Origin of the sequence: Ciceribacter sp. RN22, assembly GCF_024054295.1 — a bacterium.
GTDB lineage: Bacteria > Pseudomonadota > Alphaproteobacteria > Rhizobiales > Rhizobiaceae > Allorhizobium > Allorhizobium lividum.
In genome coordinates, this window is sequence record NZ_JAMXLD010000002.1 from 185,158 (window position 1) to 199,484 (window position 14,327).

At 63.5% G+C, this 14,327-nt stretch carries 15 protein-coding genes; 4 read left to right on the top strand and 11 right to left on the bottom strand.

Annotated elements, in window-relative coordinates:
• Positions 1-40: 40 nt before the first annotated feature.
• Entirely contained in the window at positions 41-1,018 is a 978-nt protein-coding gene (locus NHF53_RS16020) for a threonine dehydratase (RefSeq protein WP_252835140.1), read from the top strand.
• An 8-nt stretch (positions 1,019-1,026) separates the two neighbouring features.
• Here the strand turns inward: NHF53_RS16020 and NHF53_RS16025 are convergent, their stop codons facing one another.
• Entirely contained in the window at positions 1,027-1,533 is a 507-nt protein-coding gene (locus NHF53_RS16025; protein WP_252835141.1) for an Lrp/AsnC family transcriptional regulator, read from the bottom strand.
• 53 nt (positions 1,534-1,586) lie between these two features.
• Here NHF53_RS16025 and NHF53_RS16030 point away from each other — a divergent pair, with 53 nt between their 5' ends.
• Positions 1,587-2,540, top strand: coding sequence for a threonine/serine dehydratase (locus tag NHF53_RS16030; RefSeq protein ID WP_252835142.1), 954 nt, complete (start codon positions 1,587-1,589; stop codon positions 2,538-2,540).
• A gap of 16 nt (positions 2,541-2,556) precedes the next feature.
• On the opposite strand, the gene NHF53_RS16035 is transcribed toward NHF53_RS16030, so the two are convergent.
• The 8 genes from NHF53_RS16035 to NHF53_RS16070 form a co-directional block, all read right to left on the bottom strand.
• On the bottom strand, positions 2,557-3,594 hold the full coding sequence (locus NHF53_RS16035; protein WP_252835143.1) for an ABC transporter permease: 1,038 nt from the start codon (positions 3,592-3,594) through the stop codon (positions 2,557-2,559).
• Positions 3,591-5,105: a sugar ABC transporter ATP-binding protein gene (locus NHF53_RS16040; RefSeq protein ID WP_252835144.1), complete on the bottom strand. Its 1,515-nt coding sequence runs from the start codon at positions 5,103-5,105 to the stop codon at positions 3,591-3,593. The genes NHF53_RS16035 and NHF53_RS16040 overlap by 4 nt, the downstream gene beginning before the upstream one ends.
• A 69-nt stretch (positions 5,106-5,174) precedes the next feature.
• Positions 5,175-6,248, bottom strand: a complete 1,074-nt coding sequence (gene torT / locus NHF53_RS16045; RefSeq protein ID WP_252835145.1) for a TMAO reductase system periplasmic protein TorT — start codon at positions 6,246-6,248, stop codon at positions 5,175-5,177.
• Between the two features lie 35 nt (positions 6,249-6,283).
• Positions 6,284-7,252, bottom strand: a complete 969-nt coding sequence (locus NHF53_RS16050) for a biotin-dependent carboxyltransferase family protein (protein WP_252835146.1) — start codon at positions 7,250-7,252, stop codon at positions 6,284-6,286.
• Complete coding sequence (locus NHF53_RS16055; RefSeq protein WP_252835147.1) at positions 7,242-8,117, bottom strand: allophanate hydrolase subunit 1; 876 nt, start codon at positions 8,115-8,117, stop codon at positions 7,242-7,244. The genes NHF53_RS16050 and NHF53_RS16055 overlap by 11 nt, the downstream gene beginning before the upstream one ends.
• Positions 8,117-9,499 carry an acetyl-CoA carboxylase biotin carboxylase subunit gene (locus NHF53_RS16060; protein WP_252835148.1) on the bottom strand — a complete coding sequence of 461 codons (1,383 nt, stop codon included), beginning with the start codon at positions 9,497-9,499 and terminating at the stop codon, positions 8,117-8,119. Before NHF53_RS16060 ends, NHF53_RS16055 begins: the two co-directional genes overlap by 1 nt.
• On the bottom strand, positions 9,496-9,738 hold the full coding sequence (locus tag NHF53_RS16065; RefSeq protein WP_112691346.1) for an acetyl-CoA carboxylase: 243 nt from the start codon (positions 9,736-9,738) through the stop codon (positions 9,496-9,498). The genes NHF53_RS16060 and NHF53_RS16065 overlap by 4 nt, the downstream gene beginning before the upstream one ends.
• Before the next feature lie 12 nt (positions 9,739-9,750).
• Positions 9,751-10,551 (bottom strand): 5-oxoprolinase subunit PxpA, encoded by an 801-nt coding sequence (locus NHF53_RS16070; protein WP_114363426.1) that lies wholly within the window; start codon positions 10,549-10,551, stop codon positions 9,751-9,753.
• On the opposite strand from NHF53_RS16070, the gene NHF53_RS16075 reads away from it, so the two are divergent.
• Together NHF53_RS16075 and NHF53_RS16080 are read left to right on the top strand one after the other, a co-directional pair.
• Positions 10,521-10,775, top strand: a complete 255-nt coding sequence (locus NHF53_RS16075) for a hypothetical protein (RefSeq protein WP_252836047.1) — start codon at positions 10,521-10,523, stop codon at positions 10,773-10,775. The two genes, NHF53_RS16070 and NHF53_RS16075, sit on opposite strands and share 31 nt — an antisense overlap.
• Positions 10,776-10,812: 37 nt before the next feature.
• Entirely contained in the window at positions 10,813-11,712 is a 900-nt protein-coding gene (locus NHF53_RS16080) for a LysR family transcriptional regulator (protein WP_252835149.1), read from the top strand.
• A gap of 427 nt (positions 11,713-12,139) precedes the next feature.
• Here the strand turns inward: NHF53_RS16080 and NHF53_RS16085 are convergent, their stop codons facing one another.
• Both NHF53_RS16085 and NHF53_RS16090 read right to left on the bottom strand, forming a co-directional pair.
• A complete protein-coding gene (locus NHF53_RS16085) occupies positions 12,140-13,324 on the bottom strand; it encodes a RuBisCO large subunit C-terminal-like domain-containing protein (RefSeq protein WP_252835150.1) in 1,185 nt (394 codons plus the stop codon).
• Positions 13,324-14,325: a transketolase family protein gene (locus NHF53_RS16090; protein ID WP_252835151.1), complete on the bottom strand. Its 1,002-nt coding sequence runs from the start codon at positions 14,323-14,325 to the stop codon at positions 13,324-13,326. The genes NHF53_RS16085 and NHF53_RS16090 overlap by 1 nt, the downstream gene beginning before the upstream one ends.
• Between the last annotated feature and the right edge of the window lie 2 nt (positions 14,326-14,327).

The window sequence follows — 14,327 nt, forward strand, 5'->3', positions numbered from 1 at the left end:
CATGTCAGTCTCACGGCCTCGAGCAGCAACGGAGCGACGAATGAAGCAGTTTACCCGCAAGGACATCGAAGAGGCGACCGCGCTCGTCTATCGGCATATGCTGCCCACGCCGCAATATGCGTGGCCACAGCTTTCAGGCGAGGTCGGGGCGACCGTCTGGGTGAAGCACGAAAACCACACGCCGGCAGGCGCGTTCAAGGTTCGCGGCGGCATCACCTTCATGGACTGGCTTTGCCGCGCATTGCCGGAGACCCGAGGGATCGTCACTGCGACGCGTGGCAATCACGGTCAGAGCCAGGCACGCGCCGCAAGGGCTTGCGGCCTCGAAGCGCGGATCGTCGTCCCGCGCGGCAATTCCGTTGAAAAGAATGCTGCCATGCGTGCCTGGGGCGGCGGGGTCATCGAGTTCGGAGAGGACTTCGACGAGGCACGAACCGAAGCCCGTCGGCTTGCCGCCGAGACCGGGTATTTTCTCGTGCCACCGTTCCATGAGGAGATCGTCCGTGGTGTCGCGACCTACGCTTTGGAGTTCTTCACGGCGGTGCCCGACCTCGATGCGGTCTATGTGCCGATCGGCTGCGGCTCCGGCATCTGCGGCGTCATCGGCGCGCGCGATGCGCTCGGCCTCGAGACCCAGGTCCTCGGCGTGGTCTCCGCGCACGCGCCCGCCGCGAAGCTTTCCTTCGAGGCGGGACGGCTGATCGAGACGGAAACGGCGCGGACATTCGCCGACGGCATGGCCGTTCGCGTGCCCGTGGAGGAGGCATTTGCAATCTACGCGAGGGGCGCGTCCCGCATCGTCGCCGTCACCGACGACGAAGTGGCCGACGCGATGCGCGTCCTCTATCGCACCACCCACAACGTCGCCGAGGGGGCGGGCGCCGCGTCGCTCGCGGCCCTTCTCCAGGAGCGCAACACCATGTGCGGCAGGAGGGTCGGCATCATCCTCAGCGGCGCCAATGTGGATGCCGAGGTGTTCCGGACGGTTCTGGCCGGGGAAACGCCGCGGATCGCCTGAACCTTCCGTCACTTCAACGGAACGGCGAGCCCGCGCTTCAAGGTCTTCAGGACGACATGGGTGGTGAACTTGCGGACATTCGGGTTCTCGTTCACCAGCCGCTCGGCGAGCGTATCGAAATCGTCGATCGATCCACAAACGACGACGAGCGTGTAGTCGCCGCGGCCGGTGATGCACCAGGCTTCCTGCACCTCCGGCGTCTTCACGATCCATTGATGGAGGTTGGCCATCAGTTCCGGTCGGTCCCGCTCGAGTTCGAGCTCGACGAGCAGGGTGACGCCGAGCCCCACCTTCCTCGGGTCGACGATCGAAACGTCACCAAGAATGACTTTCTGCTCTCGCAAACGCTGAAGCCGCCGCTGCGCCGAGGACGGCGAAAGTCCGGTGCGCGCGGCGATGTCCTCGATCGTCGCGCGGGCATCCTCCTGGAGGATCGCCAGAATCTCCCGGTCGACGGCGGTGACGTTATCGGGTGACCCGTTCGATCCTGCGCGTCTTCCGGGTGAATTATCCATTTGGTCGTCCACGTTTGACGAATTTTCCCGTCTCCGACAGCTATGCTGCCCCCATGACTGATTTGCAACATCTTCCCAGCATCGACGGTATCCTCTCTGCCTATGATGCGATCGATCCGCTCTTTCTCGACACGCCGCTCGTCCGGCATGCCGCGGCCGATGCCGAACTTCGGTTCGCGCTTCACGCCAAGGTGGAAACGCTGAACCCGATCCGCGCCTTCAAGGGGCGCGGAACCGATTGGCTTCTCCAGACGATGCCTTCCGCCGACGTGCCGCTCGTGACGGCCTCTGCCGGAAATTTCGGCCAGGGGCTCGCCCATGCCGCCGCCAAGCGGGGACGCAAGGCGATCATCTTCGCAGCGACAAATGCCAATCCGCTGAAGATCGCCGCCATGCGCGGGCTGGGCGCCGAGGTCCTTCTCCACGGCGAGGATTTTGATGCCGCGAAGGTCGAGGCGCGCCGCTTCTCTGCCGAGAAGGGGTATGCCTTCGTCGAGGACGGGGCCCATGCGGCCATCGCCGAGGGTGCAGGCACGATCGCACTCGAGATCACGCGGCAGGCCGAGGAACGTGGCATTTCGCTCGACGCCATTCTCGTGCCCCTCGGCAACGGCGCACTGCTGACGGGTGTAGGCACGTGGATCAAGGCCAGAATGCCCTCCTGTCGCGTGATCGGCGTCGTCGCCGCGGAAGCCCCGGCGATGCTTCTTTCCTGGCAGCGCGGCACCTGCTTCGCCACCCCGTCGGCGCCGACGATCGCCGACGGCATCGCCGTGCGTGAACCGGTTCCCTATGCGCTCGAATCGATGACGACCACAGTGGACGATGTGTGGACGGTCGGCGAGGACACGATCCGGTCGGCGATGCGCTTCTGCCAGCAGCATTACGGCCTCGTCCTAGAGCCTGCCGGCGCGGCGGGCGTGGCCGCCGCATTGGAACACCGCGGAAGACTCGAGGGGCGATCCGTGGCGACGATCCTCTGTGGCGGTAACGTACCGCAACAGTAGCAGGGTGGCGCTGCTCTCACCGGTTCCCGACGAGCATGCGGTAGCGGAACTGGTCGATGACGACGGCGAGGATCAGCAGTGAGCCGAGGAGCACCATCTGCATGTAAGAGCCGATCTGCATCAGGTTCATGCCATTCTGGACGAGCACGATGAAGAAGGCGCCGAGCACCACGCTTTCCACCCGGCCGATGCCGCCACGCAGCGAGACGCCGGCGATGACGCAGGCTGCAATCGATTCGAGCGCGATCGTGCCGCCGAGATTGGTTTCGCCGCTTTCGACCCGCGCGGTGAGCAGCACGCCGGCGACGGATGCCAGGAGCGCGCAGAGGATATAGGCGAGAAAGAGTGTCCGCTTCGTGTTGATGCCGGAGAGATTGGCCGCCTTGATGTTGCCGCCGATCGCGTAGATGCGGGCGCCGCTACGTGTCCGGTTCATGAGGACCCACATGACCGCGATGGCGACGACGGCGATCAGGACCGGGACGGGTATGCCGAGCACGCGACCGAAACCGAAGAAATCCCCGAATTCGAAGGGGAGATTGCCGATCGGCACGCCGCCGGTCAGGAAGAGCGCGATGCCGGCACCGACGGATTGCACGCCCAGCGTCATGATGAAGGGAGAAACTCCGAACTGTGCGATGCCGATACCGTTCAGCATGCCGAGTGCCAGAGCCGAGAGGAAGCCCGCCGACACGCCGAGGACGATGACGAGCCAGACCATGTCGGGAAACTGGGCTGCAAAATACGCCATGACCGAAGCCGAGACGACCGAGGTGAGCGCGATCGAGGTGCCGACCGCAAGGTCGAAGCCGCCCGTCACCAGAACCACCATCTGGCCCAGCGAGACGAGGACGAGATAGACCGACTGGCGGGCAACGTTCGTCAGGTTGTCGAGGGTCAGAAATTGCCGGGACGCGAGAGAAAAGAGGATCAGCGCCGCGATCAGGAAGAAGGGCAGGGCACCCAGCCTGACGAAGACGGCTTTCAGTGCCGCCGTCGGGGAGAGGGTCTGCTTGGCGTCCGAGACCGACGCGGTTTCGAGCTTGCTGGTCATGCCGATTTTCTTTCCTGATCGAAGAAGGCGCCGAGTACCGCCTGTTCCTGGATGGCCTCGCCTTCCAGTTCGGCCGAGATGCGGCCGTTGCGGAAGACGATCAGCCGGTGGGCGAGGTGCATGGCCTCCGGCAGGTCGGAGGAGATCACGACGACCGCCTTGCCGGCCTCGGCGATGGACTTGATGATGCGGTAGAGGGCAGCGCGGGTGCCCATGTCGACGCCGACGGTCGGCTCGTCGAAGATGTAGACGTCGTAGTCTTTGCCAAAGCTCTTGCCGAAGAGGATCTTCTGCTGATTGCCGCCCGAGAGTTTCGAGGTGCCGCGCTCGAGGAAGGCCTCGCTGAGATCGACCTTGCGTCCGATCTCGCTCGACTGGCGGCGCAGCGCTGCGGGCAAGACGAGGCCGAGCGCATTGCGCGTGTCGCGCCGGTCGAGAATGGAAAGCGCGATGTTGGCGCGCGCACTCGCCCCGAGCAGCAAGCCTTCTTCCTTCCGGTCGGACGGCAGAAAGAAGACGCCGCTTTGCATCATTTCGGGCGTTGTCGCACCGGTCTTGTCGCGTCCCATCAGCGTGACCGTACCGCCCGCCGTCGGCAGCAGGCCCATGACGGCGCGGAAGGTGCGTGATTTTCCGGAGCCGACGAGGCCTGCGACGCCGAGAACCTCGCCGCGGCGGACGTCGATGTCGACGCCGTCAACGCCCCAGGCCCTCAGTCCGCGAATGGTCAGGACAGGTTCCGGTTGCGGGCTACGCGTGATGTGTGGGTAGATCTCGTCGATCTTGCGGCCTGTCATCATTTCAACGAGGGCATTTTCCGACAGGTTTTCGGCGCTGATCGTACCGATCAGGCGACCGTCGCGCAGCACGGTAATGCGGTCGGCGATCGCCTTGAATTCCTGAATGCGGTGGGAGATGTAGACGATGCCGACGCCGCGCCCCTTGGCACGGTCGATGAACTCGAAGAGCTTCTGCGTCTCCCGCTCGGTGAGCGAGGCGGTCGGCTCGTCCAGGATGAGGATTCGGGCCTGCTGATGCAGTGCCTTGGCGATCTCGACCATCTGCTGTTCGGCGCGCGACAGTGAAATCACGGACCGGCGGACGTCGATCGGAAAGCCGAGGCCGGTGAAGAGGACATGCGCCTCGGCATACATGCGCCGGCGCTGGACGAGGCCCATCTTCCGGGGTTCCTGGCCGAGGAAGATGTTCTCGGCGACCGTCATCGTCGGCACCAGCGAAAATTCCTGGAACACTGCGCCGATGCCGGCGGCACGCGCATCGTTGACCGAATGGAAGTGCTTCTCCTCGCCGTCGATCCGGACCACGCCTTCGGTCGGAGTGGTGACTCCGGCGAGGATGGAGATCAGCGTCGATTTGCCGGCGCCGTTCTCGCCGAACAGGACGTGCACTTCGCCGGCTTGCAGCGTGAAGTCGACGCCATCGAGCGCGCGCACGCCGGGATAGGATTTGGCAATGCCGGTCATTTTCACCAGCGGTGGCCGCGAAGTCATTTTCGTATCAGTCCAATCATTGCTGTCGGGAGAGGTTCCGGCGCCCACAAGACGCCGGAACCTGCGCGATCAATTGACCGAGAAGACCGGCTTGTAGCCGTCCGGGGGCAGAATGTTGGTCTGCGGCACCGTCTTCACGTTGGACGGATCGACGACGAAGATCTTCGGCCCGACGTGCTTGACGAACTCCTTGCCTTCCAGTGCACGCACCGCCTGGTCGATGGCGATACGACCCTGGACGACCATCGAATCCGCCGGGGCGGCGAGAATGAAGCCCCGCTTGATGCCTTCGTAGACACCGGGCGTCATGTAGAAGGCGAGAAGGTCGACCTTGCCCTTCAAGCCGCGCTCGCGGATGAGCCCCTGGGCGGCTTCCGCCGTCACCGCCGTGCCGGCGATATAGCGGATGTCCGGCTCGGCCTGCAGCACGTCCTCGACCAGCTTCAGCTGAGCTTCCTTGCCGGTGTCGCCGTATTTCGGCTCGAGAGCCTTGACGGCCGAACCCTTGATCGCTTCGAGGAAGCCCTTGTTGGCGGCTTCTACCCAGCCGGCGCCGGCCGGACCCGGGAACCAGCCGACCTTCACCTCTTCCGAGCCGGCGGGATGCTTCTTGGCGAGGTAGGTGCCGGTCTCGTAGCCCATGGTGTAGAAGGAAACGAGCGACTTGGCGGTGATGTCGGGCGAAGAAATGCCGTTGATGACGTCGATCACCGGAATGTTCTTCTTCTTGATTTCGCTGACCAGGTTGTTGAGGCCGTCAAAGGAGATGGCGCCGATGACGACGGCCTGAGCGCCGCCGGCGACGCAGTCCTCGATCTGGCTGATCTGCTTGGAGAGCTCGGTATAGCCGCCCGCCTCGACAAGGTTCATCTTGACGCCGAGGTCCTTCGCCTCCTCGGCGACGCCGTAGTCGACGCCGAGCCAGTAGGCATCCTTCATGTGCGGGAAGGAGACGCAGATGTTCCAGGGCTTCTCCGCCTTTTCGAGCGGCGAATAGGACATGTCGACCGCCTTGCCGTCGGCTGCGAACGGCGGTTCAACGGCCTGCGCCGGATAGGGATACCAGGCTTCCGCCAGTGCAGGCGTCGCCAGCGTCAGGGCGAGTGCGGAACTCGCCAGTGTGAGTGCAATTCTGTTTTTCATGGTTGTTCCCCTTTTTTCGAGTTGGTTGCTGCGGGTCAGAAGAGATTGCGGATCTGGTTGATCAGGGCGGCTCGCTCCTTTCGTGCGGAGAGCGCGGTTTCCATGTCGACCTTCACGAAGCGGGTCGGCGTATGCGGCTGAAGCTGGCCGATCAGGTCCATGTCGGCGGAGATCACGGTGCCGAGCATGAAATAGCCGCCGCCGGAGACGGCATCGCGGTGCAGGATAATCGGCTCGGTGCCACCCGGAACCTGGATGGAGCCGTAGGGATAGCAGCTGTCGACGATGTTCGACGGATCGGAGCCGGCGCCGAACGGCGGCGTGCGTGGAACGAAATCGAGTTTGCGGCCGCCACGGAAGCGATAGCCCATGCGGTCGGCTTCAGGCGCGACCTTCCAGGTGTCCTCGAAGAAGTTGTTCCCCGACTCTTCCGTGATGCGGTGCCAGTAGAGGCCCGGGAGCACCCGCAGCTCGGCCGGCATGCCGGGACGACGGCGGAGCGCTTCCGGGATCGACTTGCCTTCGACGGCCGTGCCTGCGACACCGACCGGCAGTTCGTCGCCGGCGGCGATCGGCCGGCCCTTGAAGCCGCCGAGTGCCCCGATCGCGTAGGTCGAGCGGGAGCCGAGAGCGAGCGGCACGTCGATGCCGCCGGAGGCGGCAATATAGATGCGTGCGCCCGTCTTCAGGAAATCGAAGGAGAGCACCTGGCCGGCCTTGACCTTGAAGGCGGTCCAGCCCGGCTTCTCTTCGCCGTCGACCCTGATCGGCATCTCGGCCCCGGTCACGGCGACCATCGCATCTTCGGTGAATTCGAGCTTCGGTCCGACAAAGACCGCCTCGAGGCCGGCAGCCCCTTCCTCGTTGCCGACGAGAAGGTTGGCGGCCTTGAGCGCAAGGCGATCCATGGCGCCGCCGAGCGGGATGCCGAGATGGAAATAGCCGGGCCGACCGAGATCCTGGACGGTGGTGGCGAGACCTGGATGTTGAACCTTAATGGCCATGGAGAACGCCCTCCAGCTTCGCGTTGTAGCCGTCGATGTCTTTTTGGAATTCCCTGAGGTCGAACTTCACCTCGCGGATCGGCGGGGCAAAGCGTCCCTTGTCGACGTCTTCCACCGCCTGGTCGTAGCCGTCGCGGTCGACCGGCTTGAACTTGACGATGTCGCCGGGACGGAAGAAGACCATGAAGTCCTTGAGGTAGGACGTCGTCTGGGTCGGATCGTAGATCGGCATCGGGGTGATGCCGAACATCTGGTAGCCGCCGGCGCCGCGAACCGAATAGATGCAACCGAAACAGCCGCCATGGCCGACGGTGAGCTTCGGCGTATCGGTGCGGGGCCGCAGGTATTTCGGCACCTCGATCTGCCTTTGGCGCTCGACCATCTGGTACATGAAGGGCAGGCCCGAAACGAAGCCGACCATCGATACGAACCAGGGCGAACCGGAATGGGCGGCGACGAAATCGTCGACCGAGCCGTAGTCGTTGATGCGGGCAGCGTATTCGAGGTCGGTGCTCGCCGGATCCTGATGGCGTTCGCGGAAACGCATCAGCGTCTCGTGCGTCCACGGGTCGTTGTAGAAGACCGGAATCTCGATGATGCGGGTGGTGATCACCGGCTCCGACTTCGCAGCCGCCGCCTCGATCGCCTGGACTTCCTTCAGGATGTCGTTCGGATGGATGACGTCGGGGTCGAACTTGATCTGGAAGGAGGCGTTTGCCGGGCAGATTTCGGTCACGCCCTTGATCTTCGCCTGCTTGATGCCCGTCGTCATCGACAGCGAGTTGAAGAATGCCTCGAGCGACATTTCCTCGGAGCATTCGACGAAGAGGTGTTCGTCACCTCCGAACGTATAGCGCATGGGCATCAGGCAACCTCCTTGGATGCGACAAAGGCCTTGAACTCCGTCTCCAGCCACGGTTCGAGGAAGCGGGTGTGGACGTCACCGGCGGCCACCGACGGATCGGATGCCAGCGCCTTGTGGAGAGGAATGGTCGTTGCGAGCCCGCGGATCTCGAAATTGTCGAGAGCCTCTCCGAGCCGGTCGAGGCAGTGGTCGCGGCTCTCACCCCAGACGATCAGCTTGCCGAGCAGGGAATCGTAGAAGGGCGGGACCTGGTAGCCGTCGTAGAGCATGGTGTCGAAACGGACGCCGTCGCCTTCCGGAACGCCGAGTGCCTCGACCAGGCCGGGACCGGGCAGAAATCCGCGCATGGGGTCCTCGGCGTTGATCCGGCACTCGATCGCGTGGCCGCGGATCGCGACATCTTCCTGGCGGATCGAAAGCTCCGCGCCGCCGGCGATGCGGATCATTTCCTGGACCAGGTCGATGCCGGTGATCATCTCGGTCACCGGATGTTCGACCTGGATGCGGGTATTCACCTCGATGAAGTAGAACGCGCCCGTTTCGTCGTCATAGAGGTATTCGACGGTACCCGCCCCGCGATAGCCGACCTCGCGAGCGAGCGCGACGGCACTTTCGCAGAGGGCTTTGCGGACGTTCTCCGGCAGGCGGAAGGAGGGGGCCTCTTCCCAGACCTTCTGGCGTCGCCGCTGGAGCGAGCACTCGCGCTCGAAACAGTGGATGGCGTTCCGGCCGTCGCCGAGGATCTGGACCTCGACATGACGGGCGCGGGTGATCACCTTCTCGACATAGAGGCCCCCATCGCCGAAGGCGGCGAGCGCCTCGGCCGAGGCCTGCGGGAAATGCCGTTCGAAATCCTCCATGCTTTCGGCGATGCGGATGCCGCGGCCACCACCGCCAGCCGCCGCCTTGATCATCACCGGAAAGCCGATCTCCTCGACGATTTCGCGTGCGGCGGCGATGTCGTCGATCCGGCCGTTGGAGCCGGGCACGGTCGGGACGCCGGCGCGGCTTGCGACCTTGCGCGCCTCGACCTTGTCGCCGAGCAGGCTGATCGCATCATGGCGCGGCCCGATGAAGATCAGGCCGGCGTCTTCGACGGCCTTCGCGAAGGCGGCGTTTTCCGAGAGGAAGCCATAGCCGGGATGAACGGCGTCGACGCCGGTTTCGCGTGCGGCCTTCAACACGGCCTCAATGTTGAGGTAGGACTTCGCCGCGGACGGCGGCCCGATTTCGACCGCCTGGTCGGCGAGCTTCACCGCCAGCATGTCGCGGTCTGCGGCGGAATGGACCTGTACGGTCCTGATCCCGAGCGCCTGGGCGGCGCGAATGATCCGAACCGCGATCTCGCCCCGGTTGGCAACAAGAATGGAGGAGATGCTCATGCCTCGACCTCGGCAATGACCTGGCCGGCCATGATCGGCTCGTTGTCGTCGGCAACGAAGGTGATCGAGCTTCCGCTCGCGTCGGCGCGGACTTCGTGGAAGGTCTTCATCACTTCGATGAGGCCGATGACGTCGCCGGCTGCCACGCTCTCTCCATCCTGCTTGTAGGGTGCGGCGTCGGGAGACGACCGGCGGTAGAAGGTTCCCGGCAGGGGCGATTTGATTTCGAGCTTGCTCATCGTGGTCTCCCGTTATCTGACGATTTCTGAAATGGGGGCGATGCGGATGCCCGCGGCGATCAGGGCTTCGCGCATGTGGCGGACGATATCGAGGGCGCCCAGCGTGTCGGAATGGAAGCAGATGCTCTCGAAGGGGACCGCGATGTCCTTGCCGGTGACGGCCGTCACGCGGCCTTCGGTACAGGCGCGCACCACCTTGCGGGCGATCGCTGCGGGGTCGGGACGTCCCGCATCGCGGGTGAAGACGATGGAGCCGCTCTCGTCGTAGTCACGGTCCGCGTAAAACTCGCGGACAACGGGATGGCCGGCCTCGATCGCGGCCTTCTCGGTCGCGGACCCGGCCATGCAGAAGACGTAGGCGTTCGGCGCAACGGTGCGCATGTAGGTGACGAAGAGCTGTGCGAGCTCCGGGTTGACCGCCATCTCCATGTAGAGCGCGCCGTGCGGCTTCACGTGCTGCAGGTTGGTGCCGTGGCGGCGGGCAAACTCACGCAATGCGCCCACCTGGTAGACGATGTCGTTGACGAGTTCGCGGGCCGTGCCGTTGATCTTTCTCCGGCCGAAGCCCTGGAGGTCATGGTAGCCGGGATGGGCTCCGACGCCGACGCCATGTTCGACCGCGAGGCGCACCGTGTGATCCATAAGGTTCGGATCACCACCATGGAAACCGGCTGCAATGTTGGCTGAACTGATGAGTCCCATCAGGGCGGCATCGTCGGTATCGCCGACATGCCAACGGCCGAACGCCTCGCCCAGATCACAATTGATGTCCACGATCTCGAGTGCCACTTTTCTTCCCTGTTCTGCCCGCATTTTGTGCAATGCAGCGCAATGCCTTCTTTCTTGTCAGAAGACCGTATGAAGAAAAGTTTCATTTGAAAAATTCTATTTTTCAAAGAAGGATATCTGAAAAAGAGAATTACCAAAGGGACGGTGTCATTCCGCTGAAGGTCGTAAAATCAGGCATTTGCCATTGGGGCGTGTGGGTGAAATCTGATTGCGCTGCAATCATCGCGCTTCTCATTCTGAAAAATTGATATAGGCTATCGTGAATTCAGATCATATGGATGTCCGATGTCGCTGAGCCTTCGTCAAATTCGCTATTTCGTCGCCACCGCGGAATCCGGTCAGGTCTCGCAGGCCGCGGTGAACCTTGCAATCTCCCAATCGGCTGTGACGACCGCGATCAAGGATCTCGAGGAGACGGTTGGTGCAAGCCTCTTCGACCGCACGCCCCACGGCATGGACCTGACGGTCGCCGGCCGGCGCTTTCTTTCGCAGGCCTACGAGATCCTGCAGAAGATCGACGAGGCGACGCAGCTCAATCTGGTATCCGCGGAGGTCAAGGGCACGCTCACGATTGCCGCCACCTACACCGTCATCGGCTATTTCCTGCCCTTTCACATCGAGCGCATGCGGCGGCAGTTTCCAGGGATCGAGATCCAACTCTTCGAACTCAACCGCGAATCCGTCGAAGAGGGCCTCCTGACCAATCGCTACGATCTGGCGGTGATGCTGACGTCCAACATCCTCAACCCGGAACTGGCGACGGAGAAACTCCTGAGTTCGCAGCGCCGGCTCTGGGTCTCGGCCCGTCATCGTCTGCTCGAGCAGGAAAGCATCGGGTTCAAGGAAGTGGCGGAGGAGAACTATATCATGCTGACCGTCGACGAGGCGTCCCACACCTCGCTGCGCTACTGGAGCCAGACACCCTATCTGCCGAGGATCACGCTTCGAACCTCTTCCGTCGAGGCGGTGCGCTCGCTGGTCGCCAACGGACAAGGCGTCGCGATCCTCTCGGACATGGTCCACCGCCCCTGGTCGCTCGAGGGGCGCCGCATCGAGACGATCGCGCTCAAGGATCCGATCCCCTCGATGGATGTCGGGCTTGCCTGGCGCCGGAATGCCGAGTTCACGCCGGCGATGGAGGCGGTGCGCTCCTATTTCCGCCGCTCCTTCAACATACCGGAGTAGCGACGTTGAGTGGACCCATCCGGCCGCTGCAGGAACCTGCTTGCCAGGGTTGCCGCGATGCATCATCAAAGGGGGATGTCGCATCCTGATCTGGCCATCCTTGTGATTGGCGAGAACGCCGTTCGCTGAGATCCATCCACTGGATGCGGCCGATTGCGGTATTTCGGATGCCGGCCTCGTCGACCGCGTGCTGGAGCTCGGGCGGCAAGCCGGTGTTGCCCAATGAAGCTCTCGCCCTGGTGTTCGCCGGAAAGCGGATCGTGTGGATCTGCTCTGCCGGTGGTGGATCTGGCTCGTGAGGCGGCTCAGGCCGGCTGGTTGCGGCAAAGGAGCGTGAAGGTCGAGGCAATACCCGGCGTTGCGACAATGGGGCAGGAGGTCGGGTGGTTCGGCGCCCGCCGCCCGCGGCGGAACGCCTTTGCAAACGCTACCCGGTAACGCTGTCGGGCACGGAACTTCCGCCTACCGAATCCGCGCTATCGCGGGCTGAGCCTGCGCCACGCGCGGCCTCGATGAAACGGCGGCAGGCCTCGACGAGATCGGGCTCTTGAAGAAGTGCGCCGCCGATCAGGTACATGACGTCGTTGCCATAGGCCGCCCGCATTTCCGGCAGGCGGGCGAAGCTCATGCCCCCGCCCGGAGCTGCGACGATGGTTTTCGGCCCGCCGATATCTGCCGCGCAGGCGCGGGCAATTGACAGGCATTCTTCTTGGGTGAAGCCGAACCGGCCGCCGAAATTCGGGTAGATAACAGCATCCGCGCCCATCAGCCGGTGCAGGGTGCCGAAGAAGGTCCTGTGCGAGAAGCCACAATCCGGTGAGACGACATTCGCGCCGGAAAAGGCGGGATGTGAGATGATGGGAAGCGTAAAGTCCGGGTCGGCGGCAAGTGTACGCACGACATCATAGCCGGTGAGGGCGGGGGCGATCATAACCGCGCCGGCACCGGCTTCCTGCGCCTGCTTTGCCCGTTCGATGACCGCCGTCGCAGGACCTGTGACGTTGGGCACATAACTTGTCCTGCCGCCACGTTTGGCGTTGGCTTCGCCGACGGCGTCGACGCAGGCCCTCAGCCGCTCTTCGAATGGCGACGTCCTCTGGTCGACGAGGCCATGGTCATCCTTCACGTAATGCATTCCGCCGAGCGCGAAGTCATGGGCGAGCCGTGCGAGTGCCGTTGTCGACAGCCCCACCGGCTTGATCGCCGACATCAAAAGTGGGCTGTCGCCAATTCCCGCCCGGCTACGCAGCCCGGCGATGCCGTGGCGCGGTCCTTTGCAGAGGTCAAGAATGCCCGGAGAGAGGCCGATATCCTCGACCTTCAGGCCGGGCTTGATCGAGCTGTTGCCGAAAACAATGTTGAGGAACTGTAGAAAATCGTTGCCGACATCGTCCTCGGAATAGGAGATGGCCGCAAGATAGCCCGGCCGTCCGGCTGGATCTTGCTCCAGGTTTTCCAGCCTGCCCAGGATTTCATCCTCGACATAACCCTTCGGAACCGCGTCGCGCGGGATTTCGACCGTCTGTTCGAGCGCGATGTCGAGGGCGCGCGCCTTCGCCTCTGCCGCGTCGGCAGCGCGGACGAAATAGGTGACGGTGAAGCGCGGAGCCATCAGAGTGCCTCCGCTTTCTGGGCCGAATGGACGTGGTCGAGGCGGATTTCCGCCAACTCGTCCTCGCCGATCGCGAGCGACGTACCGAGCAGTTCTCCGACCGCGGTAACGAGCGCCCCGGCGTCGAGCCCGTACTTCTTCATGAGGTAGGGCTTTGAGGCGCCGTGAGCGAAGGTGTCGTTGAGGCCGAGACGTTTTAGCTTGATGCCGAGCCCCTCCTCCGCGAGGATTTCCGCCACCAGCGAGCCGAGGCCGCCGACGATCGTGTGGTTCTCCAACGTGACGACACCCTTCTTGCCGCGCGCCGCTTTCAGTAGGCCGTCGCGATCGAAAGGTTTCAGCGTCGAAGCATGGAGGTGCGTGAGGCCGATGCCACGTTCCTTCAGGGGCTGGACGGCCCGCAGGGCTTCCTCCGTACAGACACCGGAGGAGACGACGAGAATATCGTCGCCTTCCGAGAGGACGCGTAATTTGTTGAACTCGAAGGGCGTGGAGAAGAGCCGTGGTACCTCACCACGCAGGACGCGCACATAGACAGGGCCGTCGACGGCGTCGGCAACCTCGAGCACCGTTTCCACCTCCGTCGCATCCCCCGTTTCGAGGATGGTCATGTTCGGCACTGCGCGAAGAAGCGCGATGTCCTCGATCGCCTGATGGGTGATCCCGCCGGGCGTGGTGATGCCGGGCAGGAAGCCCATCAGCCTCACCTTGCGGTTGGAATAGGCGATCGAGTTGATCAGCTGATCGTAGGGCCGGCGATAGAGGAACACCGAGAATGTGTGGATGAAAGGCCGGTACCCCTGCATGGCGAGGCCACCGGCGAAGGAGAGCATGTTCTGCTCGGCCATGCCGAGCGAAAGAAACTGGTCCGGATGTCGATCACGGAAGCCGTCGACCTCGCATGAGGAGGTGAGATCGGCCGAGAGGCAGAGCACTTCGGGCCGCGCCGTGGCGAACGTCTCGAAAGCCTTTGCATAGGGACGATTGACGATTTCGACCATGT

What these genes read in the sequence shown, in the direction of transcription:
- NHF53_RS16030 (WP_252835142.1), top strand. Translation starts at nt 1,587, where the DNA reads ATGACTGATTTGCAACATCTTCCCAGCATCGACGGTATCCTCTCTGCC.
- NHF53_RS16090 (WP_252835151.1), bottom strand. Translation starts at nt 14,325, where the DNA reads ATGGTCGAAATCGTCAATCGTCCCTATGCAAAGGCTTTCGAGACGTTC.
- NHF53_RS16065 (WP_112691346.1), bottom strand. Translation starts at nt 9,738, where the DNA reads ATGAGCAAGCTCGAAATCAAATCGCCCCTGCCGGGAACCTTCTACCGC.
- NHF53_RS16035 (WP_252835143.1), bottom strand. Translation starts at nt 3,594, where the DNA reads ATGACCAGCAAGCTCGAAACCGCGTCGGTCTCGGACGCCAAGCAGACC.
- NHF53_RS16020 (WP_252835140.1), top strand. Translation starts at nt 41, where the DNA reads ATGAAGCAGTTTACCCGCAAGGACATCGAAGAGGCGACCGCGCTCGTC.
- NHF53_RS16025 (WP_252835141.1), bottom strand. Translation starts at nt 1,533, where the DNA reads ATGGATAATTCACCCGGAAGACGCGCAGGATCGAACGGGTCACCCGAT.
- NHF53_RS16070 (WP_114363426.1), bottom strand. Translation starts at nt 10,551, where the DNA reads ATGCGGGCAGAACAGGGAAGAAAAGTGGCACTCGAGATCGTGGACATC.
- NHF53_RS16085 (WP_252835150.1), bottom strand. Translation starts at nt 13,324, where the DNA reads ATGGCTCCGCGCTTCACCGTCACCTATTTCGTCCGCGCTGCCGACGCG.
- NHF53_RS16080 (WP_252835149.1), top strand. Translation starts at nt 10,813, where the DNA reads ATGTCGCTGAGCCTTCGTCAAATTCGCTATTTCGTCGCCACCGCGGAA.
- NHF53_RS16055 (WP_252835147.1), bottom strand. Translation starts at nt 8,117, where the DNA reads ATGCCCATGCGCTATACGTTCGGAGGTGACGAACACCTCTTCGTCGAA.
- NHF53_RS16050 (WP_252835146.1), bottom strand. Translation starts at nt 7,252, where the DNA reads ATGGCCATTAAGGTTCAACATCCAGGTCTCGCCACCACCGTCCAGGAT.
- NHF53_RS16040 (WP_252835144.1), bottom strand. Translation starts at nt 5,105, where the DNA reads ATGACTTCGCGGCCACCGCTGGTGAAAATGACCGGCATTGCCAAATCC.
- torT (WP_252835145.1), bottom strand. Translation starts at nt 6,248, where the DNA reads ATGAAAAACAGAATTGCACTCACACTGGCGAGTTCCGCACTCGCCCTG.
- NHF53_RS16060 (WP_252835148.1), bottom strand. Translation starts at nt 9,499, where the DNA reads ATGAGCATCTCCTCCATTCTTGTTGCCAACCGGGGCGAGATCGCGGTT.